General features: G+C 51.4%; 23 protein-coding genes. 21 read left to right on the forward strand and 2 right to left on the reverse strand.

The features are described 5' to 3' along the window. Nucleotides 1-3: 3 nt before the first annotated feature. From HALTITAN_RS14185 to HALTITAN_RS14245, 13 genes are all read left to right on the forward strand, one after another. Complete coding sequence (locus tag HALTITAN_RS14185; RefSeq protein WP_039859530.1) at nucleotides 4-1,620, forward strand: glycoside hydrolase family 43 protein; 1,617 nt, start codon at nucleotides 4-6, stop codon at nucleotides 1,618-1,620. A 4-nt stretch (nucleotides 1,621-1,624) separates the two neighbouring features. Then, entirely contained in the window at nucleotides 1,625-2,680 is a 1,056-nt protein-coding gene (locus HALTITAN_RS14190; protein WP_039859531.1) for an ABC transporter ATP-binding protein, read from the forward strand. A 60-nt stretch (nucleotides 2,681-2,740) separates the two neighbouring features. After that, nucleotides 2,741-4,147, forward strand: coding sequence for a sugar porter family MFS transporter (locus HALTITAN_RS14195; RefSeq protein WP_009287519.1), 1,407 nt, complete (start codon nucleotides 2,741-2,743; stop codon nucleotides 4,145-4,147). 291 nt (nucleotides 4,148-4,438) lie between these two features. Then, nucleotides 4,439-4,738, forward strand: coding sequence for a hypothetical protein (locus tag HALTITAN_RS14200; RefSeq protein ID WP_085947154.1), 300 nt, complete (start codon nucleotides 4,439-4,441; stop codon nucleotides 4,736-4,738). Nucleotides 4,739-4,925: 187 nt separating this feature from the next. After that, entirely contained in the window at nucleotides 4,926-6,050 is a 1,125-nt protein-coding gene (locus HALTITAN_RS14205; protein WP_009287520.1) for a heparan-alpha-glucosaminide N-acetyltransferase domain-containing protein, read from the forward strand. Nucleotides 6,051-6,079: 29 nt separating this feature from the next. Next, a complete protein-coding gene (locus tag HALTITAN_RS14210; RefSeq protein WP_039859532.1) occupies nucleotides 6,080-7,204 on the forward strand; it encodes a serine hydrolase in 1,125 nt (374 codons plus the stop codon). 48 nt (nucleotides 7,205-7,252) lie between these two features. Beyond that, nucleotides 7,253-7,531, forward strand: coding sequence for a peptidylprolyl isomerase (locus tag HALTITAN_RS14215; protein WP_007112840.1), 279 nt, complete (start codon nucleotides 7,253-7,255; stop codon nucleotides 7,529-7,531). A gap of 83 nt (nucleotides 7,532-7,614) precedes the next feature. Then, a complete protein-coding gene (locus tag HALTITAN_RS14220) occupies nucleotides 7,615-8,550 on the forward strand; it encodes an ABC transporter ATP-binding protein (protein WP_039859534.1) in 936 nt (311 codons plus the stop codon). Further along, nucleotides 8,547-9,308: an ABC transporter permease gene (locus HALTITAN_RS14225; RefSeq protein ID WP_009287521.1), complete on the forward strand. Its 762-nt coding sequence runs from the start codon at nucleotides 8,547-8,549 to the stop codon at nucleotides 9,306-9,308. Before HALTITAN_RS14220 ends, HALTITAN_RS14225 begins: the two co-directional genes overlap by 4 nt. A 34-nt stretch (nucleotides 9,309-9,342) precedes the next feature. After that, entirely contained in the window at nucleotides 9,343-10,356 is a 1,014-nt protein-coding gene (locus tag HALTITAN_RS14230; RefSeq protein ID WP_009287522.1) for a nucleoid-associated protein, read from the forward strand. A gap of 36 nt (nucleotides 10,357-10,392) precedes the next feature. Beyond that, nucleotides 10,393-10,857 carry a tellurite resistance TerB family protein gene (locus HALTITAN_RS14235; protein ID WP_039859535.1) on the forward strand — a complete coding sequence of 155 codons (465 nt, stop codon included), beginning with the start codon at nucleotides 10,393-10,395 and terminating at the stop codon, nucleotides 10,855-10,857. Then, on the forward strand, nucleotides 10,850-11,443 hold the full coding sequence (locus HALTITAN_RS14240) for an exopolysaccharide biosynthesis protein (RefSeq protein ID WP_009287523.1): 594 nt from the start codon (nucleotides 10,850-10,852) through the stop codon (nucleotides 11,441-11,443). Before HALTITAN_RS14235 ends, HALTITAN_RS14240 begins: the two co-directional genes overlap by 8 nt. A 29-nt stretch (nucleotides 11,444-11,472) precedes the next feature. Continuing rightward, on the forward strand, nucleotides 11,473-12,033 hold the full coding sequence (locus HALTITAN_RS14245; protein ID WP_009287524.1) for a YqhA family protein: 561 nt from the start codon (nucleotides 11,473-11,475) through the stop codon (nucleotides 12,031-12,033). Nucleotides 12,034-12,055: 22 nt separating this feature from the next. On the opposite strand, the gene HALTITAN_RS14250 is transcribed toward HALTITAN_RS14245, so the two are convergent. Next, on the reverse strand, nucleotides 12,056-13,078 hold the full coding sequence (locus HALTITAN_RS14250; protein WP_039859537.1) for a serine hydrolase domain-containing protein: 1,023 nt from the start codon (nucleotides 13,076-13,078) through the stop codon (nucleotides 12,056-12,058). A gap of 179 nt (nucleotides 13,079-13,257) precedes the next feature. Here HALTITAN_RS14250 and HALTITAN_RS14255 point away from each other — a divergent pair, with 179 nt between their 5' ends. Both HALTITAN_RS14255 and HALTITAN_RS14260 read left to right on the forward strand, forming a co-directional pair. Beyond that, nucleotides 13,258-13,578, forward strand: coding sequence for a helix-turn-helix domain-containing protein (locus HALTITAN_RS14255; protein WP_230805795.1), 321 nt, complete (start codon nucleotides 13,258-13,260; stop codon nucleotides 13,576-13,578). Then, nucleotides 13,575-14,813 carry a type II toxin-antitoxin system HipA family toxin gene (locus HALTITAN_RS14260; protein WP_039859539.1) on the forward strand — a complete coding sequence of 413 codons (1,239 nt, stop codon included), beginning with the start codon at nucleotides 13,575-13,577 and terminating at the stop codon, nucleotides 14,811-14,813. The genes HALTITAN_RS14255 and HALTITAN_RS14260 overlap by 4 nt, the downstream gene beginning before the upstream one ends. A gap of 375 nt (nucleotides 14,814-15,188) precedes the next feature. Here the strand turns inward: HALTITAN_RS14260 and HALTITAN_RS14265 are convergent, their stop codons facing one another. After that, nucleotides 15,189-15,560, reverse strand: a complete 372-nt coding sequence (locus tag HALTITAN_RS14265) for a hypothetical protein (RefSeq protein ID WP_039859540.1) — start codon at nucleotides 15,558-15,560, stop codon at nucleotides 15,189-15,191. A gap of 172 nt (nucleotides 15,561-15,732) precedes the next feature. On the opposite strand from HALTITAN_RS14265, the gene HALTITAN_RS14270 reads away from it, so the two are divergent. The 6 genes from HALTITAN_RS14270 (at nucleotide 15,733) to HALTITAN_RS24530 (ending at nucleotide 26,330) form a co-directional block, all read left to right on the forward strand. Next, nucleotides 15,733-17,061, forward strand: a complete 1,329-nt coding sequence (locus tag HALTITAN_RS14270) for a UDP-glucose dehydrogenase family protein (protein ID WP_009287525.1) — start codon at nucleotides 15,733-15,735, stop codon at nucleotides 17,059-17,061. Between the two features lie 128 nt (nucleotides 17,062-17,189). After that, a complete protein-coding gene (gene fliD, locus HALTITAN_RS14275) occupies nucleotides 17,190-18,551 on the forward strand; it encodes a flagellar filament capping protein FliD (protein WP_027956931.1) in 1,362 nt (453 codons plus the stop codon). Nucleotides 18,552-18,754: 203 nt separating this feature from the next. Beyond that, nucleotides 18,755-20,146 carry a flagellar filament capping protein FliD gene (gene fliD / locus HALTITAN_RS14280; RefSeq protein WP_027956930.1) on the forward strand — a complete coding sequence of 464 codons (1,392 nt, stop codon included), beginning with the start codon at nucleotides 18,755-18,757 and terminating at the stop codon, nucleotides 20,144-20,146. Between the two features lie 248 nt (nucleotides 20,147-20,394). After that, nucleotides 20,395-21,588 (forward strand): FliC/FljB family flagellin, encoded by a 1,194-nt coding sequence (locus HALTITAN_RS14285; protein WP_009287526.1) that lies wholly within the window; start codon nucleotides 20,395-20,397, stop codon nucleotides 21,586-21,588. Nucleotides 21,589-21,775: 187 nt separating this feature from the next. After that, complete coding sequence (locus tag HALTITAN_RS24525; protein WP_009287527.1) at nucleotides 21,776-23,089, forward strand: O-linked N-acetylglucosamine transferase, SPINDLY family protein; 1,314 nt, start codon at nucleotides 21,776-21,778, stop codon at nucleotides 23,087-23,089. A 49-nt stretch (nucleotides 23,090-23,138) separates the two neighbouring features. Then, nucleotides 23,139-26,330, forward strand: coding sequence for an FkbM family methyltransferase (locus HALTITAN_RS24530; RefSeq protein WP_236614961.1), 3,192 nt, complete (start codon nucleotides 23,139-23,141; stop codon nucleotides 26,328-26,330). Nucleotides 26,331-26,401 lie beyond the last annotated feature (71 nt).

The raw sequence follows: 26,401 nt of genomic DNA on the forward strand, positions 1-26,401 counted from the left end.
ATAATGAACGATGTTATCCATAACCCTATTCTGGCCGGGTTCAATCCTGACCCCTCTATTTGTCGGGTAGGCGACGACTATTACTTGGCCACATCGACCTTTGAGTGGTACCCAGGCGTTCAGATTCATCACTCCCGCGATTTGGCTAACTGGACGCTGGTCACACGGCCCTTGAGCCGTGCCAGCCAACTAGATATGCGCGGCAATCCGGACTCATGCGGAATCTGGGCGCCCTGCTTAAGCTACGCCGACGGGCTGTTCTGGCTGGTTTATACCGACATGAAACGTTATGAGGGGAACTTCAAGGATGGACATAATTACGTGGTGACAGCGCCGCGTATCGAGGGGCCCTGGAGCGATCCGGTCTACCTGAATTCAAGTGGCTTTGACCCTTCACTGTTTCACGATTCCGATGGCCGAAAGTGGTTGATCAACCTGCAGTGGGATTATCGCCAGCGCGAAGGGCGGGATCGTTTCGGCGGAATAGTGCTGCAACAGTACGATCCTGAGCAACGCCGCTTGGTGGGCGATATCACCAATATTTTCGCCGGTACCGAAATGAAGCTTACAGAAGGTTCGCATCTCTACTGGCGCGATGGTTGGTACCACCTCTTGGTGGCCGAGGGCGGCACGGGTTACCAGCATGCGGTGACCATGGCGCGTTCCAAAACGCTGACAGGCCCTTACGAGGTACATCCCAACAATCCACTTCTGACGAGTCGAGATGATCCTGAAAACCCGCTACAGCGGGCTGGCCATGCAGACTTGGTCGACTCCCCTGAAGGTGACACTTATCTGGTGCATTTATGCAGTAGACCTCTGACAGGCACCCGGCTATCGCCGATGGGGCGCGAGACCGCTATTCAGTGCGTGGAGTGGGGCGAAGATGGCTGGCTACGGCTCGCTGATGAGGGCAATGTACCAGCGTTAGAGGTGGCGATGAGTGGGGTGACGCAGAAGCTGCCTGCTCATGCAGAGCACTACGATTTCAAATCAGCAACGCTGCCCGATGCGTTTCAGTGGCTGCGTACCCCCTATCCGGAACGGCTGTTTTCGCTCACTGAACGGCCTGGCTACTTACGTCTTTTTGGCCGTGAATCGGTAGGTTCCTGGTTTGAGCAGGCGCTAGTGGCGCGCCGTCAGGACAGCATCCACTGCAGTGCCGAAACGACACTCACCTTTGAACCCGAGGATATTCAGCAGTTTGCCGGGCTTATCGCCTACTACAACCGCTTCAAGTTCCATTATTTAGCGGTGACCTTGAACGATGCAGGCGACAAGGTGCTTAGCATTATCAGTTGCCTGGATGATTGGCCGAACGGCAACTTGAGTATCGCCGAACAAGGCATCCGCATTGAACCTGATGCCACGATTCGGCTTGGGCTGGATATCCATGCCCGCGAGCTGCGCTTTCGCTATGCCCAGGGAGATCAGCCCTGGCAATCGATTGGTCCTGCGTTAGATGCTGGCCTGCTTTCCGACGAAGGCAGTGGTCGTGCCCACGGCTATTTCACCGGCAATTTTTTAGGCATGGCCGCCCACGACATTAGTGGACGCGGCACCCCCGCCGATTTCCAGGCGTTTTGCTATCGCCGCGCCCCTCTTTCAGAGACGAGATAAGCTCATGGCTGAAGTAACACTACGCGACATCGAAAAGACGTTTCATGGCAAAACCACGGTAATCCCTGATTTAAATCTGCATATCGAAGATGGCTCTTTCACCGTGCTGGTTGGACCTTCTGGCTGCGGAAAATCCACTTTGCTGCGCATGATTGCGGGCCTGGAGACCGTGACTCAGGGCACGATCACTATCGGCGGGGAAGACGTTACCACCGCCGAACCGAGTGACCGGGACATTGCCATGGTTTTCCAGTCCTACGCGCTTTACCCGCACATGACGGTTGCTCGCAATATCGACTTCGGCATGCGGCTGGCAAAAGTGCCCACCAAAGAGCGGGAAGCCAAAGTGGCCGAGGCCGCGCGCTTGCTCAATCTTGAGGATCTGCTCGAGCGTAAACCTGCTGAGCTCTCCGGCGGGCAGCGCCAGCGGGTGGCCATTGGCCGTGCCATTGTGCGCAGCCCCGGCGTATTTCTGTTCGACGAGCCGCTCTCTAATCTGGACGCTTCGTTACGCAACCGCATGCGGGTCGAGTTGGCCGAACTGCATCAACGGCTCGAGACCACCATGGTGTATGTCACCCACGATCAGGTCGAGGCGATGACCCTGGCCGACTGCATTGTGGTGATGAACGCCGGGAAGATTGAGCAAATGGGCAAGCCCATGGCGCTTTATCAACGCCCCGAAACGCTGTTTGTGGCGGGTTTTATTGGCTCGCCGAAAATGAATTTGATCGAAGGTGCCCTAGCGGCGGCTTACGGTGCCACCACGCTAGGCATACGGCCCGAGCATCTAGAGGTGAGCCGCGAGCAGGGCGAGTGGAAAGGGCGTGTGCGATTCATCGAGAAGCTGGGTGCTGACGCTTTCGCCTATATAGATAGCGAGCAGACCGGCCCGCTCACCGTCCGCCTCTCTGGCGATGTCGATCTTAGCCATGGCGATACGCTTTTTATCACTCCCCAGCAGGCCCAACTCCACGCGTTTGATGCCGATGGAAAGCGGTTGCCTGATGGCGCGTTGCAGCAACCTTCAACCCGTCACGAAAGCACCCTATATCACTGACGATTTTCCAACCACCAATATGCAAAGCAACGCTCAATAACAAATCCAAGGAGCTAGATAATGACAACACAAAGAACGCTAAGCCGCTCATCGTATATTCTGGTGATTTGCTGTATTGCCGCCATCGGCGGTTTCCTGTTCGGCTTCGACAGTGGCGTGATCAACGGCACGGTGGATGGCCTACAGGCCTCTTTTAACTCTGATAGTGCGGGCACGGGGTTCAATGTCGCCTCGATGCTACTGGGCTGCGCGATCGGTGCTTTCTTTGCGGGTCGCCTGGCGGATCGCTTTGGCCGTCGCACTCTGTTGATCGTGGCGGCGGTGTTCTTTCTGATCAGTGCCTGGGGCTCCGGCGTTGCCGGTAGTTCTATGGAGTTTGTGATATATCGCATTCTCGGTGGGCTTGCCGTAGGCGCCGCCAGTGTCATGACCCCGGCTTATATCAGTGAGGTAGCACCATCGGCCTACCGAGGACGCTTAGCTACTATTCAACAGGTGGCGATTATTTCTGGCCTTTTTATGGCATTTTTGAGTAATTATGTCTTGGCCTATGTAGCGGGCTCGGCCATGTCAGAACTATGGTTTGGCTTCGCGACCTGGCGTTGGATGTTCTGGATTGAGCTGATACCGGCTGCCGTTTTCCTGGTGGCATTGCTATTTATTCCTGAAAGCCCGCGCTACCTGATCAGCACTGGTAAGCAGGGCGAAGCCCGCCGTGTGCTTGGGTTAGTAATGCCTGAGCGTGATGTCAGCAGCAAAATTGATGAAATTAATACCACCCTGGATCAAGATCACAAGCCACGGTTGAAAGATGTGATCAACCGTTCCACGGGCAAGATACATGGCATCGTCTGGGTGGGTATTGGCTTGGCGGTTTTCCAGCAGTTGGTGGGCATTAACGTCGTTTTCTACTATGGCGCAGTGCTATGGCAGTCAGTGGGTTTCTCCGAAGGCGATGCGCTACTCATCAATGTGATCTCTGGCGCCGTGAGTATTGGCGCCTGCCTGCTCGCCATTGCGCTGATCGACAAAATTGGCCGCAAGCCGCTGCTTTGGGGTGGTTCGGTTGGCATGGCGGGGACACTGGCGTGCCTTTCCTATGCGTTTTCTACAGCGACGATGGTGGATGGCAGCCTACAGTTATCGAGTGACATGGGCGTATTTGCGCTGCTGTGCGCCAACCTTTATGTGCTGTTTTTTAACGCCTCTTGGGGGCCGGTGATGTGGGTCATGCTGGGGGAAATGTTCCCCAATCAAATGCGCGGCTCGGGGCTGGCGATTGCCGGTCTTTTCCAGTGGCTGGCCAACTTCGGTATCACCATGACCTTCCCTATCATGCTGGCATCTATTGGCTTGTTCGGCGCCTACGGGTTTTATGCGATCAGTGCCGTTGCCTCGGTCTTCTTTGTTATCTACTTCGTCAAAGAGACGCGCGGGAAAGAGCTCGAAGAAATGGCTTACGAGTAAGTCACTTTCACTTTGTTGCCCCGATTGCATGATTAACCGGGGATCATGTGTCTATTTTAAACAGTATAAGGCTAGTTTTTATTAATAAAATCAAAGGTTTGGTGTGTTTTTAAAACATATAAGCAATTGTTTAACAATGCTTTTTGTTAACTATTGGCACAGGCTGGCACGGGCACTGCAATGCAGTAGGTAAGAGTGGAACAGGTAGGACGATCTGACGCTCTTACCCATTAAACCCAGTGCGATGCTCGCACAGATGTTTAAGTAGCAACGTTTGATAGGAGCAGTATCATGATGAAGACGGAATCTCTCAAGAAACTTGGCATCCTAGGTGTATCATTTGGCCTGATGGCCAGCCCACTTGCGTTTGCTCAAGTGGACAGCAGTGACGAGTACGAAGAACCGACCCCGCAAGAAGAAACGACGCAGGATGATCAAGGTACCTACAACAGCTACGACACTGAGCAAGATAAAGGTCCGGATGTAGGCACTGAGTATGAAGAGGAAGAGGAAGAATTCACTTACGAAGAAGAGGAAGAGGAGCAAGAAGTACCCGCCACCGATGAAGAGGAGGATGATTCCGGCTGGTAATTGCAATCTTTAAGGAATAACTTTTCTCGGGCTCAAGGATGAGTCGACAGATGCCCCGCCAACTGCGGGGCATCTTTGTGTGTGGCCGTTAACAGTATCAACCAAAGCGCACGATATAATTTCGCGCTAAGGTGTTAAGCATCGGCGCGCTTAACAATTTGAGAACGCTACCCACAAGGATGTCTCGATGCCCCTGAACTGGTCGCCCCTAAAATGGACAGACAAGCCCCAACTGCCCAAGGCCGAGGGCCGTATAGCGGCGATTGACTTGGCTCGTGGTATAGCCATCGGCTTGATGATTATTAGCCATTCAGTCAGTGGGTTAGTCGGCATTCGCAATGTACCCGATTGGGGGATGGTGCCGGTTCATTTTCTGACTAAATTCTCCTCTTCGCTGTTTATTGTGGTGTTTGGCATTGCCCTGGCGGTGGCGTTTCTTTCCCACACTCAAAGCGATGACTGGCCTAAGCGTCGTTTAAAGCTATGGCTGCGCGCTGTAGAGGTGTGGTTCTGGTATAAAGCGCTCCTTGTCATTGAAATGCTGCCGTTCTACTCGCCCAGCGAGATCGTCGATGCGTTGCTCTATGGACGCTTTGCTATTTGGGTCGAAATCTTAGGCTTCTACGCCATCGCACTGCTTTGGGTGCCGCTGATTCTGCCGCTCTGGGCGCGGGCGCCGCTTTGGAGTCGACTCGCCACCATTGGCGCATTAACAGCACTCACTATTTGGCTGCAAAGCCTTACGTTTGGCGGCAACGATATTCTGAAGGCGCTGCTGGTGGATCATGAAGACCATTACACCTGGGGGCAGATCAGTCGCGCGCCGTTGATTTTGGTGGGCCTACTCATCGGCGAAGCGTTGCTGCGCTGCTACTTTGAACCTGTCATGCGGCGTCGCTTGGTGTTCGCCCTGTTAGGGCTGGGGGCGCTAATGGTCGCTGGCTTTTATGGCTTGGCATTTGCCAGTGGCGATGTGCATGCGGCAATGCTCGCCGTGGCCAATAACGTAGGCAAACACCCGCCAGGGCTTGAGTTTATGCTGTTTAGCTTGGGCGGTGCGCTGGTGCTGTTAGCCCTTGCTTTAGCCGGGGGCGCCAAAGCCGCCAAGGCACTTTTGCCGCTGACGATGGTCGGTTCAGATGCCCTTAAAGCGTTTATTTTCCATATTGTGATGATCTTTTTAGTGCTGCGCTTTTTGTGGGAAGGCGAGGGAATGTACACCTATCCACAGGCGCTTGGCGTAGGCGGGCTGTTAATACTTGGCGCTGCGGGGTGGATTTGGTTGACCCGTTGGATGGCTAACCACCGCTAAAAGCGATTAATAACTGCTGGAGTTATGATTTGCGACACTGGATACAACGTGGGCTGGCGGCAGCGCTGATTATAGCGCTCCCTGCTCATGCAGATGAGTACGATACAAATTGGTACTATGAGATAGATAAAAAGAGCACCTGGCAGGGCGACTTAACCGCGCGACTACAGGCTATCGAAGGTGTATTTGAGGGCGAATTGGGCGTTTATGTGCAGAACCTTGCCAGTGGCGAAGCCTACTCCTGGCGCGCCGACGATCCTTGGTACTTAGCCTCGCTGATTAAAATACCGGTGGCGGCACAGGTGCTCGCCGCGCGCCAGGCGGGCACGCTGACGTTGGATGATCGGTTAACGCTTGCGCGTAGTGACTTTGTCGATGGCGCGGGCCCCACTAATTGGCACGACCCCGGCACGCCTATCTCTATCCGTTACTTGATGGAGCAGATGATTACCGTCAGCGATAACACCGCCACCGATATGCTGATTGACCGCGTGGGGCTGGCGGCAGTTAACGCACGTGCCCGTGCGATGATCGCCGCAAGCGGCGGCAACCCCGATGAACTCGGCCCTATCTCGAAGTTGGTCGGCGTTCGCCAAGGCGTTTACGGTGAACTCCACCCTGATGCGCGAGAGCTTGGCGGAATGGACTTTATCGCCCTGCGTCAGCACTCGGTGAGCCAGCGTGGGCAGGCGTTAGCCCGCGTTCTAGACGTTAGTACGGCGTCCTTCACCCAGCCTGATTACGACCATGCGTTTGATGCTTACGAAGCCAGTGGTGAAAACGTGGGCACCCTAAGCGCCTTTGGCGACCTGCTTGCCAGCCTGCACTCTGTTCAACAAGGAAGTGCCATGGATGATTTAAATGACGAGCAGCGGCAAACGTTGTTGGCGCTTATGCAGCGAACCAGTTCCGGCAAACAGCGTCTTAAGGCAGGTATGGGGAGCGGCATAAGCTTCGCTCATAAAACCGGCACTCAGCAGCGGCGTAGCTGCGATGCCGGTATAGCCCAGCGCACTAACGTGGATACGGCACAAGGGCCCTGGGTGATTGCCACCTGTACTCGCGGGCCAGAGGCGGTAAGCGCTCACGAACGCACCTTGGCCCGTGTGGGCGAGGCGTTGCGTTATAGCGGAGCCTTGGGTAAGCCGTGGTAAACTATCGCCCCGAATGACCCTCAGAACTTCATTAACTAGGAGCAACCTATGACACGCGCCAGCGCCCGCCACATTTTGGTCAGCAGCGAAGAGCAGTGCCTAGCACTCAAAGAAGAAATTCAAAATGGCCGTGACTTTGCTGAAGTCGCTAAAGAGCACTCCAGCTGCCCCTCCAGCCGTCAAGGCGGCGACCTTGGCAGCTTTGGCCCCGGCCAGATGGTGCCCGAGTTCGATAAAGTCGTCTTTAACGACGAAGTAGGCCAGGTACACGGCCCGGTGAAAACCCAGTTTGGCTACCACCTGCTGGAAATTACCGAACGCACTTAACTTTTCCTAACCAAACGCTCTTAATTGCGCCTAAAAGGCCGTCAAGCGTTGCGGTCATTCGACCGCAACGTGAGGAGTACGCCTTGAACGACCCGATTATTACTATTAACGGCCTGAACAAAACCTACGAGGGTGGCTTTCAGGCGTTAACCCATATCGATTTAACCATCCAGCGCGGCGAGATATTTGCCCTGCTTGGCCCCAATGGGGCAGGTAAAACCACGTTGATTAGCGTGGTCTGCGGCTTGGTTAACCCCACCGCTGGTCATGTGTTGGTAGACGGGTTCGATAATATTACCCACTACCGCCAAGCCCGGGAGCGCATTGGGCTAGTGCCCCAAGAGCTGACCAACGAAGCGTTTGAAACCGTCTGGAACACCGTCAGTTTCAGCCGTGGTCTGTTTGGCAACGCGCCCAATCCTGCGCATATCGAAAAAGTGCTTAAGTCGCTGGCGCTTTGGGATAAGCGCAACAACCGGCTCATGACGCTCTCCGGCGGTATGAAGCGCCGTGTGCTAATCGCCAAAGCGCTTTCCCACGAGCCGCGCATACTGTTTTTGGATGAGCCCACCGCTGGGGTCGACGTTGAACTGCGCCGGGATATGTGGGAAGTGGTGCGCCAGCTACGCGATAACGGCGTGACGATTATTTTGACGACCCACTACATCGAAGAAGCCGAAGAGATGGCCGACCGCATCGGCGTTATCAATCGCGGTGAGCTGGTGCTGGTGGAAGAAAAAGCGGCGTTAATGAGCAAACTGGGCAGCAAACAGCTAACCCTGAACCTGCACAGCCCGCTGGCAGAGATACCTGCAAACCTGCAGCGCTTTGAGCTAAGCCTGGCCGCTGAAGGGTATGAGCTGATCTACACCTATGACGGTAGCCAGGAAGAGGACGGTCACGCTATTTCAGAGCTGTTGACCGCACTTGAGCGAGAGGGTGTCACCTTTAAAGATCTGAATACTCGGCAAAGCTCGCTTGAAGATATTTTTGTTGATTTGGTTAAGGAGCGAGCATGAACCTGCATCCCGTTCGCGCTATTTATATGGCGGAAATGGCGCGCACGCGCCGCACGCTGCTGCAAAGTATTGTCTCGCCGGTCATCTCCACGTCGCTTTACTTCGTCGTCTTTGGTGCCGCAATTGGCTCGCGCATCAGTGAGGTCAACGGGGTTAGCTACGGCGCCTTTATTGTGCCGGGGCTGATTATGCTAATGCTGCTCACCCAGAGCGTCTCAAACGCCTCTTTCGGCATCTTCTTTCCGAAGTTTTCTGGCAGTATTTACGAGCTGTTGTCGGCGCCTATCTCGCATTTAGAAATTGTGATCGGCTACGTGGGGGCGGCGGCCTCGAAATCGATTCTGCTGGGGGCGATTATTTTGGCGACCTCGGGCTTGTTTGTACCGTTGGAAATCGCCCACCCGTTTTGGATGTTGTTCTTTCTGGTGCTGACGGCTGTCACCTTTAGCCTGCTGGGTTTTATCATCGGCATTTGGGCCGATGGCTTTGACCGACTGCAGCTGGTGCCGCTGTTAGTGATCACCCCGCTGACCTTTTTGGGCGGCAGCTTCTACTCCATTGATATGCTGCCGCCGTTTTGGCAAACCATTACCCTGGCAAACCCCGTGGTGTATCTGGTGAGCGGCTTTCGCTGGAGCTTTTACGGTATCAGCGATGTAAGCCTTGCCGCGAGTGTGGGCATGATTGCCCTCTTTCTCGCGGCTTGCCTGGTCGCCATTGGCTGGATTTTCCGAACTGGTTACCGCCTCAAACCCTGACTCTTTTTTTAACCCTGGAAGCTAGTAGACCTTTATGCCACTACTGCAAAGTATTGTGCACCGCCTCGATCCGACGCTTGACGGTGAGCGCCTAACCCTAACCGCTGCGCCTCAATCAGAGCAGGCAGCGCCCAGTGACGATTCGGTGATGGCGAGCCTAGTGGGTGCGCTCAATGACACCTACAACACCAAGCCCAAAGGCTGGGGGCGCTTTGTCGAAGAGGGCGAACAGGCAGGGCCGCTTGCCATGTGGCTGCGCGACTATTTTGCTGGCGATAAAAGCTTTGCTGAGCTTTCTGTTGCACTGGCTGAACGGCTCGCCAAGCAGCTTCAGGAGCAGTTGTCAGTAAGTGGTTACTTAGTGTTCAGCCACCAGCGCCAAGGTGATACTGAAACGCTGCTGATGGCATTGGTGCACCAGCGCGAAGGGATTGGCATTAATGATGACCACCACGCGGTGCCTGCTGCCCAGCTCAACACCAGCCAGCTTACCCTGGCGGCGCGTATCAATCTTACCCAATGGCAGAGCGAGGCACCGAATGCCCAGTATGTCTCGTTCCTCAAAGATCGCGGCGGTAAAAAACTCGCTGAGGGTTTGGTCGCATTGCTGGGTATGGAAGAGGGCGTCGATGCTCCGGCCGAAACCCGCACGCTGCTAAAAGCGTTTAGCGACTACGTCGAGAAAGAGGATTACGACGACGAGGTGAGCCGAGAAAAAACCGACACGCTGGTGGATTACGCCAATGAACAGCTTCGCCGTGGCGAGCCAATGACCTTGGAAGAGCTTTCTGGGCTGGTGGACGAACAGCAGCCGAAAGCCTTTTACGACCATATTCGCAACGCCGATTACGGGCTCTCGCCGGAGATCCCTCCCGATAAGCGCACCTTGAGCCAGTTCCGCCGCTTTACCGGCCGAGCGGGTGGCGTTTCGATTAGCTTTGATTCGCACCTGCTGGGCTCAAGCATCGAGTACGATGCCACTCAGGATCGCCTGATTATCAAGCAAGTGCCCAAGCAGTTAAGAGAGCAGCTTACCAAGAAGGATTGAGGTAAGGACGACGCTGTAGCTACCTAGGAGCCCCCTATGCTGAACGCCATTAGTGATTTCTTCCAGCGCTCGCTGGCGCAACCCGAGCAGCGCGAAAATCAAACGCTTACCCTGGAACTGGCCACCGCAGCACTGCTGTGTGAAATCGTCCGCGCCGATTACGACACCACCAATGAAGAGCTTGCCGCGCTGCGCCTTATGCTTACCGAGCGCTACCGGCTAAGCGCAAGCGATGTGGAAGAGCTGATGGCGTTGGCACAAGCAGAAGTGGATGAGGCCGTCGATCATTACCAGTTTGTTAGCCTGATCAAAGAGCACTATAACTACGACCAGCGCTGTGAGCTGGTCGCGCAAATGTGGCAGCTGGCCTGGGCCGATGGCAGCGTTGACCCGCTTGAAGAGCACCGTATTCGTCGCTTGGCGGATTTACTGTATGTTAGCCATAGCGATTTTATCCGTACCAAACTGCACGTAGAGGAGCGCAGTAAACCCGATGCATAACCGCAACGAAGACTCGAATTTAATGGATCTAATCAGCTCGATTGAGCGTATGGAGCAGGATGCTTCGCGGGTCAGCGTTGACGATGTTGTTCACGCCGTTGGGCGGCGCTCGTTTGGGCCGCTGCTGTTAGTTGCCGGGCTGATCACGCTCACCCCGATCATTGGCGATATACCCGGCATGCCGACCTTAATGGCCGCATTGGTATTGCTGGTTTCCGTGCAGTTGCTAGCGGGAAGTGAGGCGTTTTGGTTGCCCCGTTGGTTGCTAAAACGCTCTCTCTCCCGTCAAAAGTTTGATAAAGGCATTCAGCTGATGAAAAAGCCTGCCCGCTGGATAGATGGACTATTGCGGGTGCGATTACCTTGGCTGACGGGCTACATCGGTATCCGGGTAACTGCCTTGATGTGCTTATTGATTGCCTTGGCCATGCCGCCGATGGAGTTTATTCCCTTTTCGGCCAACGGAGCGGGGCTTGCGCTTACCCTGCTGGGGTTAGGCTTGGTTGCCCGTGATGGTATCGTGCTACTGCTGGGGTTCGTGCTGTTCGTCGCCACCTGTGTATTGATCACGATGAGCCTGATATAACAACTTTTATATAACAACAGGAGTATGCCATGACTGATCCGGTTTCAACGCCGCCGCCTAACCCCCCCGAGAGCCAGAATCGCTGGGAGCGACGCATTGAAACAGCGCTGTGGAATTCGCGCTTTTTGGTCATGCTGGCGGTCGTGCCCAGCTTATTGGGTTCATTGATGCTGTTTATCGTCGGTACCGTGGATATTTTCAAGGTAGTCGCCGACGTGATGGGTTACTACCTATTGGGTGGCACCCAGGACATTCACGACAGCCTGGTGCCCGATATCATCATTGCGGTGGACATCTATCTGATTGCCATCGTATTGCTGATTTTCGGCTTAGGTGTTTACCGACTGTTTGTCTCCCGTATTGACCAAGCCGAAGCGAGTAATCTGCGCCACCCGTTTAACGTCGCTTCATTAGACCAACTGAAAGATAAAATCGCCCGGGTGGTGATTCTAGCGGTGATCATTGAGTTTTTCCGCGCCGTGGTGGATATCCGTTTTGCCACGCCCCTGGAAGCTATCTACTTAGCGCTTTCAGTGCTGGCACTGGCAGCCGCGCTCTACCTGATGAGCCTAGGCCACAAAGGCGAGTAAGCGCACCCGCGACCTGGCTGTGCTACTCATCATTTTCAGCTAACAAACCTTCTACCAGTCTGTTTAACCGCTGCTGGAACTGCCCGCCCGGCGAGGGTGGGTTAGGGGCTGAGGTGATCGCTACGGTCATCTCACGCTCTGGAATAACGTAAAGTGCCTGGCCGCCGTAGCCACGTCCGTAGTACACGTCTTCGCCTGCCAACTGCGTAATAAACCAACCATAGCCGTATCCGTCGCCTGTCCAGCGCGATGTACCGCGCGGTTGCCATGATTCTTCCACCCAACCCTCCGGCAGAACGCGCTGCTCGCCTCCTGCTTCATTCACTACGACGCCATCATTACGATACAGCTCGCCTACCTCAATGAGTGCTCGTGGCGAGAGCTGCATATCGTTGCCGCCAAAGTAGATCCCTTGGGGGTCGCGTAGCCAGGGGCGAATGGTGATATTAAGCGGATCACCCAATAGGCGCTGGGCAAGGGAATGGGTCGTCTCGCCGCTGGCGTGGGTGAGTGCGGCGGAAAGTAGATGGCTGGTGCCGGTGGAGTAGAGCATCTGCCCACCCGGCTCATCCACGAATGGGCGCGTCATCGCATCGTTCACCCAGTTGGCGCTGGCCACCCAGGCGCCATAGTTGCTGCCAGAAGTGCGCTCAAGCCCCGCCTGCTGGGCGAGCAGGTGCGCCACGGTAATGTCACCAACTTGTGGATCAATACCGCTAGGTAGATGTTCGCCAAACAGCTCCATCATGGGTTGATCAGTTGATTCAATGATGCCTGCTTCAATCGCCGCCCCAGTAATGGCAGCCAGCACCGTTTTGGACAGCGACTTAATATTGGCAGGCGACGCCACCCCTGGCCCACCTTGGTGAAGCTCGTGGATAATCTCACCGTCGTAGGCCACTACCACGCTGTGCACGCGGTTAAGCTGGCGGGTTTGCCGCTCTAGCGTTTGGAGTGTGTTTGCAGAAGGTTCATTAGCGGCTGCATAGGCGGTGGGTAACAACGAAGTAACAGCAAACGAAACAAGCAAAGCAGTAGCGCGCATCGCGACACCTTCGGTATAAGTGGCAAAGGTTCGAGGTTTAGAAGTAGCAGAGGTTCCACAGCAAATAACCGCTAGAAGTAAGGCTAGGTAGTACTTTCTGAGCCTGGAACCAAGTGCCTATGTCTTAAAGGATCACATTTGATATTTTATAATCATTTTTAGTTTATAATGGATTATAAATGAGCCATTATTTAGAGGTTTCTATGGCCCTGACTCACTCTCTACTTGCCCCTGGCGAACTGTCCCAGCAGGTCGGTGCCAATGCACGAGAAGCGCGACTGGCGCAGAACCTTTCCCGTAAAACCTTGGCGCAGATGGCGGGTGTTTCCGAGTCCACCATTAAACGATTCGAATCCAGTGGGCAAATAACTCTCGATGGCCTAGTGCTCATTGCCACAGCGCTGGGTGCCACACGCGAAATTGCCGAGCTCTTCAAGCATGAGCACCCCATCTCACTTGAAGAGATCAAGCAGGTAGGGCGTGTCCGGGGGCGAAAATGAAGCGTATCAATACAGTAGAGGTACTGTTAGCAGGTAATCCTGTGGGGGAACTGGTCGCTAGCCGGCAGGGCATCTACTTTGCCTACCACCCCCATTGGGTGGCGGAAGGCTTCAATTTGTCGCCTCTGAACATGGATTTTACTACCCAACCACAGAAGGCGCCGGATCCACTTCTTTTTGCTGGTCTACCAGGAGCATTTGCTGACTCGCTGCCTGATGGCTGGGGAATGCTGCTCATGGATCGCTATTTCCTGACCGAGCATGGGAAAGACCGGAGAGATATTTCTCCTCTTAATCGGCTGGCTTATATGGCCGACAGGGGAATGGGAGCACTGGAGTATCGTCCCGTTATTGAGCGTACCACTGACGAAGATAATATTGACCTAGCCCAACTCTATCAGGCAGCAAGCGCTGTTTACGAAGGTGAAACCGCGGCCACTCTTGATGCTCTGCGCCTAGCCGGTGGTTCCCCGGCAGGTGCCCGACCCAAGGTGATCGTTGCATTATCTTCTGATGGTAAGCAGTGCAGTACATCTTTTCAGGAACTTCCTGCGGGTTATCAACATTGGCTAGTGAAATTCCGTGCGCCAACCGAGCATCGCGACACCGGCGCCATTGAATACGCCTACTCGGTGTTGGCAGAACGTGCTGGGGTGAAAATGGCCGCGAGCAAGCTGATTGAGATCAACTCCTCAGCGGAAACCGAGCGATTCTTTTCTACTCAGCGTTTTGATCGTAACGGTAATCGCAAAATCCATATGATGACCGCTAGCGGCATTCTTTATGCCGATTACAGCGCTCCATCGCTGGACTATTCAGATCTGCTCAAAGCAACCAACGCTTTCACCCGCCACGCAGAAGACGTTGAACGCATGGCGAGGTTGATGGTGTTCAACGCCCTTACCCACAATCACGATGACCACGCTAAGAACTTCGCTTTTTTGTATGACCAAGGTCGATGGACACTAGCGCCAGCTTATGACCTGACTTATGCCCCTGTCCGGGGCTACGCAGATGAGCATACAACATCTTTCAGTGGGGCAGGCCTGGCTACCCGTAAAAAGCTCAATCAGGTTTGTGCTTCCTTCAGCTACTTAAACCCGGATCTCTATATTGAGCAAACCCTTGATGCTCTTTCCGAATGGTCGTCCCTTTGCCGTGAATTAGAAATCGATGCCAAGCAGCAGAAAATGATTCAGCGAGCATTCGACGAGAACCGCCAGCGTCTCGGATAACGCTATCAATGCGGCCACGCTAATACAGCCACTTTCTAAGAGGGAAATGCAGCGACATTACGCAAAAGCAGAAAAAGCCTGCTAGGCTGGAGGTGTTGGCTAATGGGTAAGCAAGCCTTTGATTTCCCTAAAACGCAATAAGCAAGGAGTGCCCTATGCGTAATATTATCTACATTATTGGCCTTATCGTGGTTGTGCTGTTCATTCTGTCAATGCTCGGCCTGCGCTAAGCTACATAGAACTAGGTCTTATAGGGTCAGGCTTTAAAAATGAGCCTGAAGAACATAAGACCAAGCAAAAAACGCCCAAAGCTTTCGCTTATGGGCGTTTTTTTTGATCAGCTGTTTAGGGCAGCAATGTTTGGTGGCAGAGGGATTAGGCGCAGTCAGCGGCCCCTTGGCCAAACATATCAAACATCAATTCGCGGCCAAGGCAGGTTAATACAAAACGGCCATACTCATTAAAGGTTGCTGCCTCACTGTCTTCCATCACCTGTTGGCAGGTTGCCCAGGTGGGCGTGGCAGAACTAAGTGCCGACAACTCGCGGCGGGCTAAGCCGCGCTGGGGAAGGGTAATGGTTTCAAGTACATGACCATGATCGTACAGCAGCTCAGCGGCAATCGATAAACACTGGCGAAGGCTACGTTGAACGTTTGCGGTGGTCGATGACCCATAAGACGATGGAGTAGAGCGTTCTTTCGTCAGTTCTGGAGGCGTAGGTTTTGAAGTCATAAGTCTCGGAGTCATAGCATGTTCTCCTGCGGTCAGCACCAAGTCGGGCTTGTTGCAGCGCATTATAAACCAAGGTCGATGTTAGACCAAGGTCTATAATTCAGAGAGGATCTCCCACTATTGAACTCATCAACGGTAGGTCAATGTGCTACGCTCGCTACCACGTATTTTAGCGAGTTAATAAGTCATGCATATCAGTGTATTCGGAACCGGCTATGTCGGCCTTGTTGCAGGTGCTTGTTTAGCCGATGTTGGTCATCAAGTCACCTGTATGGATGTTAACGCTGATCGGATTGATCAGCTTAATGGCGGAGAGGTGCCGATCTTTGAGCCAGGGCTAAGCACTATCGTTGCCCACAACGTGGCGGCTGGCCGTTTACGCTTTACTACCGACGCTGCCCAGGCGGTAGCCGATGGCGAACTGCTGTTTATCGCCGTGGGAACGCCGCCCGATGAAGATGGCAGTGCCGACTTGCGCTATGTGCTCGAGGTGGCGCGCACGATCGGCCAGCATATGGATAGCTATAAGCTAGTGATTGATAAGTCTACCGTGCCGGTGGGCACCGCGGAAAAAGTCCACGCCGTTATCAGCGATGTGCTCGAACAGCGAGGTGTATCGCTCGCGTTCGATGTGTGTTCGAACCCTGAGTTTATGAAGGAAGGGGCGGCGATAGATGACTTTACCCGTGGCGCGCGGATTATCGTCGGTACAGAAAGCGAGCGGGTGAAAGCGCATATGCAAGAGTGCTACGCCCCCTACAACCGCAACCACGAAAAGCTGATGTTTATGAGCGTGCGGGCCGCAGAGCTGACCAAATACGCCGCCAATGCCATGCTCGCCACCAAAATCAGCTTTATGAACGAGATCGCCAATCTTGCCGAACGGCTCGAAGTGGACGTTGAAGACGTGCGCCGAGGGATTGGCAGCGACCCACGTATTGGCTACCACTTTATATACCCTGGCTGTGGCTACGGCGGCTCCTGCTTCCCCAAAGATGTCCAAGCGTTAGAGCGTGCCGCGCGTCAATTAGGCTATATGCCGGAACTGCTCACCGCCGTCGAGTCAGTGAATTTACGCCAAAAGCAGACCCTGTTCACAAAACTGCAAGATAACTTAGGCAATCTAAGCGGTAAGACCATTGCAGTATGGGGCTTGGCCTTTAAACCCAATACGGATGATATGCGTGAAGCCCCAAGCCGTACGTTAATGGAAGCACTCTGGCAAGCGGGCGCTAAGGTGCAGGCATTTGATCCCGAAGCCATGGCAGAATGCCGCCGCATTTATGGCGAGCGGGATGACCTGATGCTGGCAGGTGACCGAATTCAGGCAGTGAAAGGTGCCGATGCTTTGGTTATCTGCACCGAGTGGAAAGAGTTTCGCAGTGTCGATTTTGATTGGCTAGCCGACCAGTTGGCTGGAAAAGTCGTCATTGATGGGCGTAACTTGTATACGCCAAGTGCTGTTGAAGAGGCAGGGTTGCGTTACATTGGGGTAGGGCGGAAGAGCCACGATTAGGTGGTGAGCAAAAAAAGATTTAAGTTTAATTTCAAACGGTCGATAGCTATTAACTACTAGGATGATAAATTTCTTCACGGGCAGTGTAAGCAACAGCGTGATGACGTTATAAAAGAGGACGGTAAAGTATGGCTTCCATTTCATCACTTGGTATTGGCTCAGGCCTGGATCTCAACGGCTTATTGGATCAGTTACAAGACGCTGAGGAAAAGAAGCTTGTTCCGCTTGCGGCGCGGCAGGAAACCCAGCAGACCAAGATTTCCGCCTACGGGCAGTTGAAGAGCGCGCTCTCGCAGTTTCAAACTGCTGCTGATGCGCTCAATGACAGTGCTCTTTACGAAAGTCTCTCCACTAATGTGGGCGGTTCAGCCATTACTGCCGCTGCTGATGCGGAAGCGCAGCCAGGCAGCTATAACGTTACCGTTGACACTCTAGCCACTCGCGGCACACTTGCTTCAGAAGGGGTGACAGCCGCCGATGAGGCAATCACAGCTGCTGACCAAAAATTAACCCTGAACTTTGCTGATGGTTCCACTCAAGAGGTCGATATAGCGTCAGGCAGCACTCTGGAAGATATTCGCGATACAATTAACGCCACTGAAGATTCTGGCGTGAACGCGACTATCATTAATGATGGTACCAATTTCCGCCTTGCGCTTAGCTCTAGTGAAACCGGCGCAGATGCCTCTATCGCTGATTTCAGTTTTGACGGTACTGCCCCGTTCACTTCAGATACCGCCAATACGCTGCAAAGCGGTACTGACGCAGCGCTTACCGTCAACGGCATTGACATCACCAGCTCCACTAATAAGGTAGAAGGCGCTATCCAAGGTGTGACACTTAACCTTGAAGAAGAGGGTGATAGTACGGTCACCGTTGAGCAAGACACCCGCGCTGTTCGCGAGGCTGTGACCAGCTTTGTGGAAGCCTACAATGGCCTTAAAGACAAGATTGGTGATCTCACCAGTTTCAATTTCGAAACTGGCGAGTCGGGTGAGCTATTGGGCGATAGCACCGTCCGTACCGTCGAATCGCGCTTGCGCGGTGTACTGGGTGGGGCTGTTGAGGGTGAACTCTCCATTCTCAGCGATGTTGGCATTTCTCATAAGTACGATAGCGAGCTTGGGTATAGCAAGCTTGAGATCGATCAGGACAAACTTGATGATGCCATTGCTAATAACCAAGGTGCGCTTTCAACCTTCTTCGCAGGCGATACGGATGAGGCGGGTATGGCAGGGCAAATTAATACAGCTGTCGAACAATTACTTAGCTCTAATGGCCGAGTGGAAGGTGCGATTAGCGGGGCTGAAAATCTCAAAGCATCGCTTGTAGAGCAATATACCCGTATGGAGCAATCAATTGAGCAAACGATATCTCGTTACCGCACTCAGTTTGGTCAATTGGATGGCATGGTTGCGCAAATGAACCAGACCAGCAGTTATCTCACCCAACAGTTCGATGCGCTGGATGCGCAGCTAGGTCGAGGCTGATCCACTCTGCCGCCTAACCCCACCCCAAAACGCCTGTGCTAAGCAGGCGTTTTTGTTAGCAAAAGAAAAACAATCAATTTAGCGAAAGAAAAAGCGCTAAAGTTACCCGCTAATCAGCCGATGGGGTTACATATCACAATTGTCAGCGTACCCCCATGCGCTGAATGTTTCAGGTTTAGCCTTTTTACTGAGGAACAGTCAATATGGCGACGATAACCTCCCTTGGCGTTGGCTCGGGTCTTGACCTGACTGGCCTATTGGATCAATTGCAGAAAGCAGAGCGCGGCAAGCTTGCGCCCATCACTCAGCAGAAAACACAACAACAAGCCAAGGTTTCGGCCTATGGCCAGCTGCAAACATCGCTGAACGCTTTTAAAGACGCCGTAGGAAAAATCAACGACCCTGAACTCTATCAGAGCCTGTCTGCCAATGTGCAGGGAGAGGGCGTAAAAGCAACAGCGACAGCCGATGCATTGCCCGGCAGTTATCGCGTTCAAGTTAGCCAGTTGGCCACTGCGGGTACGCTCGCGTCTACCCGCGTTGGTGATCAAGATGCTGCGCTCGACTTACAAGGGGCGACTGCGTTTCAGCTTAGCTTTGGCAGTGGCGATAGTGTCGATATCGCCCTGACAGCCGGTAGCAGCCTAAGCGATATTCGTGATGCAATTAATGCGGACAAAGAGTCGGGGGTCAGTGCCTCTATCATCAATGACGGTACGGGCTATCGATTGGCATTGAGTTCCAAGGAAAGCGGCGCTGAGGCCTCAATCAATAGTTTTAGTTTTGTTGATGGCGGTGGTGTAGCTGTGGTTGGTCCCTTTAGTGAAGATGCGGCTACCCAGCAGATGGGCAAAGATGCTGTATTGAAGGTAAATGGCATTGATATCACCAGTGCCAGTAACCAAATTGAAGATGCTATTCAAGGTGTTACACTCAACATTGCAAGTTTAGCGTTGGAAGATGGTGAGACGGCTACCAGCACGGTAAGCGTTGAGCGCAACACCCTAGCGTTGCGCGAGGCGGTAGGCGAGTTTGTTAAAGCCTATAACAGCTTGGAAGGAACAATTAACAACCTTACAAAATATGATAGCAAAACCCAAACTGCTGGTAAGTTGCTAGGAGACAGCACGGTACGCACCATTGAGTCTCGGTTGCGCAGTGTGATGATAGGTAGTGTTGCGGAAGGTGAGTTTTCTACCCTTAACCAGCTAGGCATTACCTTGCAGCGTGACGGTAAGCTAGAGCTCGATGAAGACAAGTTAAGTGATCTGGCGGCCAAGAGTCCCGACGCGCTCAGCGATTTTTTTGCTGGCAAAGATGAAGCGAGTGGCATGGCAGGGCAGCTAACCACGACGTTAACCAACTTATTAAGTGACAATGGAACTATCAAAGGTGCCATTACGGGAGCGGAAAATCGTGTAAAAAGCTTAGATGAACGCTTTGAACGCATGGAAAAGACGATAGAGAGCACCATCGCCCGCTATCGTAAGCAGTTTGGTCAGTTAGATGGCATGATCGCTCAAATGAACCAAACCAGCTCTTACCTCACCCAGCAGTTTGATGCACTTGGCGCTCAGCTAGGCCGTAAAAAGTAACGTTCACCAGAACCCAAAATGAACAAACGGCCTCCTAACTGTGAGGCCGTTTTTGCAAGTGAAACAAAACAATCATTATGTTTGCTAAAAACACTACTTGCATCACCTCTCAGTTACCAACTTTTACATCTTTTTTTACCACTTCCCCTAAAGAACCCCTACGCGCTGCCGTTAATTAATATAACGGCACACAAAGTGGCCGAAAAGCGGGCCTTCAAGGCCAGTGTCCATGCAAGGAGATACACACCATGTCAGTGATCAATACCAATATCACAGCGATGATCGGCCAGAACAACCTGGCTAAATCACAGAATTCCCTGTCTACCGCTATGGAGCGTTTGTCCTCTGGTCTGCGCATCAACAGCGCTAAAGATGACGCCGCTGGCCAAGCCATCGCCAACCGCATGACCTCACAGATCACTGGTCTGTCTCAGGCTCAGCGTAACGCTAACGACGGTATCTCCGTTGCGCAAACCGCTGAAGGCGCCCTGAACCAGGTAAACGACAACCTGCAGCGTATTCGTGAGCTGGCTGTTCAGTCTCAAAACGACACTAACTCAGCTAATGACCGTGCTTCCATCCAGGACGAAATCGATCAGCGCCTGACCGAGATCAATCGTATCTCTGAACAGACTGACTTCAACGGCGTTAAAGTTTTGGCTCAAGACCAAAGCCTTTCTATCCAGGTAGGTGCCAACGACGGTGAGTCAATCGACGTTAACTTGGAAAAAATTACCGCTGACACATTGAGCCTTGCCAGCTTCAACGTTAATGGCCCAGGTGAGAATCTAGGCGCTGCAACTGCGACTGATTATACAGCAGCATACGGTGAGGGTACTGGTGTAACCTCTAATACTGTTTCAGCAACTGGCTTTAGCGATGAGCTGGCTACTAACTTGGGTGTCGCGGCTGGTTCCGTTGCCACTGCGGGCACAGCCCAAGTAGATGATAGCGGTAACTGGTATGTTGATGTCAGCATTACTGCTGCAAGTGAATCAGAAGTTAAAGCGTTGAGTCTACAAGGTATCGAAGCTGTTTCAGGTACCGCAGTAACTTTCCAAGTGGCGCTTGATCCTTCAGAGGCCGCCGTTACTACAGGCAACACCACCGCTGCCTACACTGTTGATGGCACCGAGCTGGGTGCAAAAGACCTGCTGAGCGCTGCGACCGCTAACCCGATGGAGCAGCTTGATTCGGCCCTAAAACAGGTTGATGAATTGCGCTCTGGTTTAGGTGCGATCCAAAACCGCTTCGAGTCTGCGATTACCAACTTGCAGACTAACGAAACCAACCTTTCAGCTGCTCGTTCACGTATTGAAGATGCTGACTACGCAAGTGAAGTGGCCAACATGACTCGTGCTCAGATCCTGCAACAGGCGGGCACCTCTGTACTAGCCCAGGCTAACCAAACTCCGCAGAACGTACTGTCTCTGCTGGGCTAAGCCCTCGCTATATACTCATCCGAACTTTTCGGATTACCTACAGGCCTCCTTTATGGGGGCCTGTTTTTTATGTTTGGCTTGCTCTATTCAGTTGGCAAGGATATTGGGCGCTTTTCCCGCCTTAGCCCAGCTAGCTACTTTGTTATCCTAAGCATTTAGTACATCCGTCATTAGGAACCCCTTTGCCATGTCTAATAAAAAGCCTTACCGCTCATCAAGCAATGCTCGCCAGCGAAACTTGGAGGTGAAGGGAACCGCGCAAGCATTAAAGAAAGCCAAAGAGCGCACGGTACAGCAGCCAGCCAATTTAGCTGCATGGAAACAGTTGGGTGCGGAGCTTTCTGAGGTCGGACAGTTTGATGAAGCATTAATAGCACTGGAGCGAGCTAGTGCTTTGGTTTCTGATGATGCTGAAACGTTAGCACTAAAGGGCCGGATAACACATCAAGCGGGCAACCCCGAGCAGGCGCTGATATTTTTACATGATGCAATCAAGTTAAATCCAAATTATGCCAAAGCACAGCATTATATTGGTTATATTTATTACACCCAGGCACGTTTTAATGAAGCGCTACAGCATGCTGAGATAGCCTGTGAATTGGTGCCTGACGATGTAGATATGCTCAATACATTGGGCAACACTTTGATGCAGGCATTTGAATATAATCGTGCTAAAGATGCACTTGAAAAAGCCGCGAGGTTAGCCCCAAAAAACTATCTTTCATGGAATAATCTGGGCAATGTTTATAATGCCATTGGTGATCTTGATAAAGGACTTGAAAGCTACTGGCAAGCCCATCGTGTAAATCCGCAGGCTCCAGGCCCATTTTCTAATATTATTACTACCTATCACTATCATCCTGAGAAAACAGGAAAAGAAATCACAGCATTATGTAAAAAGTGGGAGAGTAAGTTTTTATCAAGCGTTACAGCCCTACCTCTTAGCAATCTAAATGATCCCCAAAAACGTCTGAGGGTTGGTTTGATCTCAGATGGTTTTCGAGGGCACCCTGTGGGGAGGATGATTACATCGGCTTTAGAACATGTTTCAAAAAGCCAAATAGCTTTTTATTTTTACAGTACCAACAATGCTTCGGATGGTATTACCGAAAGACTGAAATCGGTAGCTGAGCAGTGGATGAGTGTACAGCCGTTAAAAGATCAACAGGTGGCTGAGCAGATTGTGAATGATGGCATTGATATTCTGATTGATTTAGCTGGTCATAATGCCGGCAATAGGGTGTTGGCTGTAAGCATGCAGCCTGCTCCGGTACAGGTGAAGTGGGTAGGTGGGTTAATTAATACCACAGGTTTATCGGCCATTGATTATTTGATCAGTGACTCCATCGAGACGCCAGAAAATGTCGACGAAGACTATGTGGAAAAACTAATACGCTTACCTGATGACTATATTTGCTATGTGCCACCCAATGGGTATGAGCCAAATGTTGGGGTATTGCCTGCAATCAGAAATGGCTATATAACAGCTAGGCTGTTTTAATAATGCCTCTAAATTAAACAGTGTGGTGTTAGAGCAGTGGGCTAAGATTATGCTGGCATTGCCTAATTCTAAGCTAATGCTCAAAAGCATGCAGTATAAGAGTGAGGAGCGTTGCCAAAAAATTAAAGACACCATGGCCCTATACGGTATTGAAAGTGATCGTCTGCTAATCGAGGGACCATCACCGCACGCCGAACTTTTAGATGCTTATAATAAGGTCGATATTTCTTTAGACCCTTGGCCTTATTCTGGTGGATTAACCACATGTGAGTCATTTCTAATGGGAGTGCCGGTAGTTTCCCTCCCGGGGCCGACCTTTGCAGGACGCCACAGTGCTACCCATTTGATTAATGCTGGTATGCCAGAGCTTGTCGTTAGTTCTTGGGAGGAGTATCGAGAAAGAGTCTTAGAGCTTGCATCTGATTTAGATAGCCTTTCCACTATTAGGCAGCACCTCCGTCAAGTCTTATTAGAGTCGCCTGTATGTGACGCTTCCCGGTTTGCAAAACACTTTACTGATGCAATGCGCTCCATTTGGCAGCGCCACTGTGAGGGAAAACAGCCTGCCGCGTTAACGTTCGATAAAATGGGGTTGGCGAAATTTGAAGATGAAGAAACGCCCGTTAATGTAGTTTATGCAGAGAGTATGGAATCGGGGGCGGTTGGTTTTAACTGGTCACTGCCCAGCAAAATTATAGCGCTGGATAATGGCTCAAAATTGGTTGTTGAGAAGGGCATTGATACCCTTCGGCAACTAAATGCTTTTGGCATAGTGGCCTTCGACCCAGCAAGCCAAGTAATAAATGCTGAGCGGTTTGAGGGCAGCAAAGATGTGCAGATATTTACCCACGCCGTTTTAGGGGATGGAAGTCCAGCGACGCTATATTCGTGTTTAGACCCTGCATTGAGCAGCATTCTGGAGCCGCTGCCTAAAGAGCAGCAGTACGGAGCCAACCTAGCTGGAACAAACGTGCTTGCCAAGCTTCCGATCAATACTATCGCGTTAGATAGCATCGAAGGGCTGGATAGTTTGGATTGGTTAATTCTGGACGATCTAAGCGATTCCACGGCGATACTTGAAAATGGCGAAAAAGCCCTTAAAGATACGCTTGTTATTCAAGTGCGTATTGCCTTTCAGCCAACGCATAAACGGCAGCCTAATTTAGCTGAAACTCAGCACTGGATGTCACGCCACGGCTTTCGTTTCTACCGTTTCAATAACCAACAGCACTTAAGCCACCTGCCGGACAGCGTATCTGCAGAAATTCGCCAAGCTACCGAGCTTCAAAGTGCCGATGCCATTTTCCTACCCACTCACGAGCGGCTGGCTGAGCTAAGTGAAAACCAGCGCTCCAAACTGGCTTTTCTGTTGCATACCGTGTATGGCATTAAAGATATGGCATATGAGGTGCTGGTTAAAGTAGATGAAAAAAAAGCAGAAAAATACTTATTTGAAGAAAGACTGCTGAACCCCAGTATTGATGAATCCAATACTGATAGCCTGAAGGAGTCTAGCCCTAGATTGGCGTACTCCCCGGCCAATAGTGAGCAATTAGTGTCTGATAGTGCATCGACATATAATGATACGCTGAATGGTGATGCTGAGTTACCACAAAGCGACGTCCAAGAATCAGCGCATAATGATGTTGCACGTAATTCTAATCTTACGAAATCTCAGTTGCATAAGAAACCCACAGCCTTATGGGAACTTGATGGGCCAATCTATGTGATTGATATTGGTGCAAACCCTATTGATGGCACCCCTCCTTATGCAGGGCTGCTTCAGCGTGGTTTGGTGAATCTGATCGGTTTCGAACCACAAAAAGACGCTCTTCAAAAGCTTCTAACAATGAAGGGGCCGAATGAAACGTATTTGCCCCACGCTGTTGGTACTGGTGAGAAAACTAAACTTTATATTTGCCAAGCCTCGGGCATGACTTCAACGCTAAAACCTAATAATCAAGTGCTAGATCATTTCCAAGGCTACCCAATTTGGGGGAAAGTTAAATCGATCGAGGAGATAGATACTGTCCGGCTGGATGATGTCAGCGAAATTACAAAAATCGACTGGTTAAAAATCGATATTCAAGGCGGCGAATTGAATGTATTTAAAAATGCTGAAACTAAGCTAAAAAACGCATTGGTCATTCAAACTGAAGTCAATTTTATACAACTTTATGAAAATCAACCACTATTCGCCGAAATTGACCAATGGATGCGTGCAAATGGCTTTATGCTACACACGCTTTTGGAGCAAAGAAGGCGCCTCTATGCGCCGATGAAAATTAACGGTGGAATTCATCAGGGGATTAATCAGCTGACAACTGCAGATGCAGTGTACATAAAAGATATTAATCGAGCGAGTGAGCTCACTGAAGATGAAGTTAAAAAGATGGCTTTCATTTTACATGAGGCTTATGGAAGTTATGATCTTTCTCTTCGCTTGATAAAAAATTTCCTGGGTGAAGGTGTTGAAAATAAATATATTAAAAAAATAAAAAAACAACTACCTTTGATTATACTTAAAAATGAAGATTTTTCTTTAAAGCATTGCTTTGTCGTAGGTTGTGGGCATACAGGCACCACATTGATTGCAACGATTCTGGGCGAGAATGATGCTATATATTCGATTAAACGAGAAACAGGTTGGTTTTTAGATAACCAAAATATTGATAGTGATTTGTTTAGGGAGGAGTTGCACGCCAAAGAGCTGCGCAGTGACTGGCTTTGTGAAAAAACACCGCGACATGTGTATTGCTATGAAAAAATAATGGCGAGATTTACAGATGCTAAGTTTATAGTAATGACAAGAGAAGCAAAAGATGTTGTTGCCTCAATCAAAAACCGTACTGGCGATTTTTCTCAGGCATTGAATCGGTGGCTGAACGATAGTAAGAAGTCTCTGGAGGTCAGTCGGCAGAAAAATTCACTTTTAATACATTATGAAGATGTTGTTGCTGATGCCGAAAATACAATTCAAAGAATGTGTGATTTTTTAGGTGTTCCATTTTCTCAAGCTATGCTTAGTTATCATGAATCAAAAAATAACTGGTTTGGTGTCAATCCTCAAAAGACAGATGGCAAGGGTGAACAAGCTCATTTAGAGCGTCGTGCTTGGCAAATGCAGCAGCCAATTCAAGACAGACGAGGTACTTGGAAAGATATATTAACCAAAGAAGAAGCAGAAACGGTTGATACAGCATCGAGAAAAATTATGCTTGAGTTAGGATATGACGTTTGATTTTGACCACGTCATGGTTCACCAAAACCTGCTTGTTGACATGTAGAGGGTTGCCTAGCCTTTCAGCATAA

The organism is Vreelandella titanicae BH1 (genome assembly GCF_000336575.1).
GTDB lineage: Bacteria > Pseudomonadota > Gammaproteobacteria > Pseudomonadales > Halomonadaceae > Vreelandella > Vreelandella titanicae.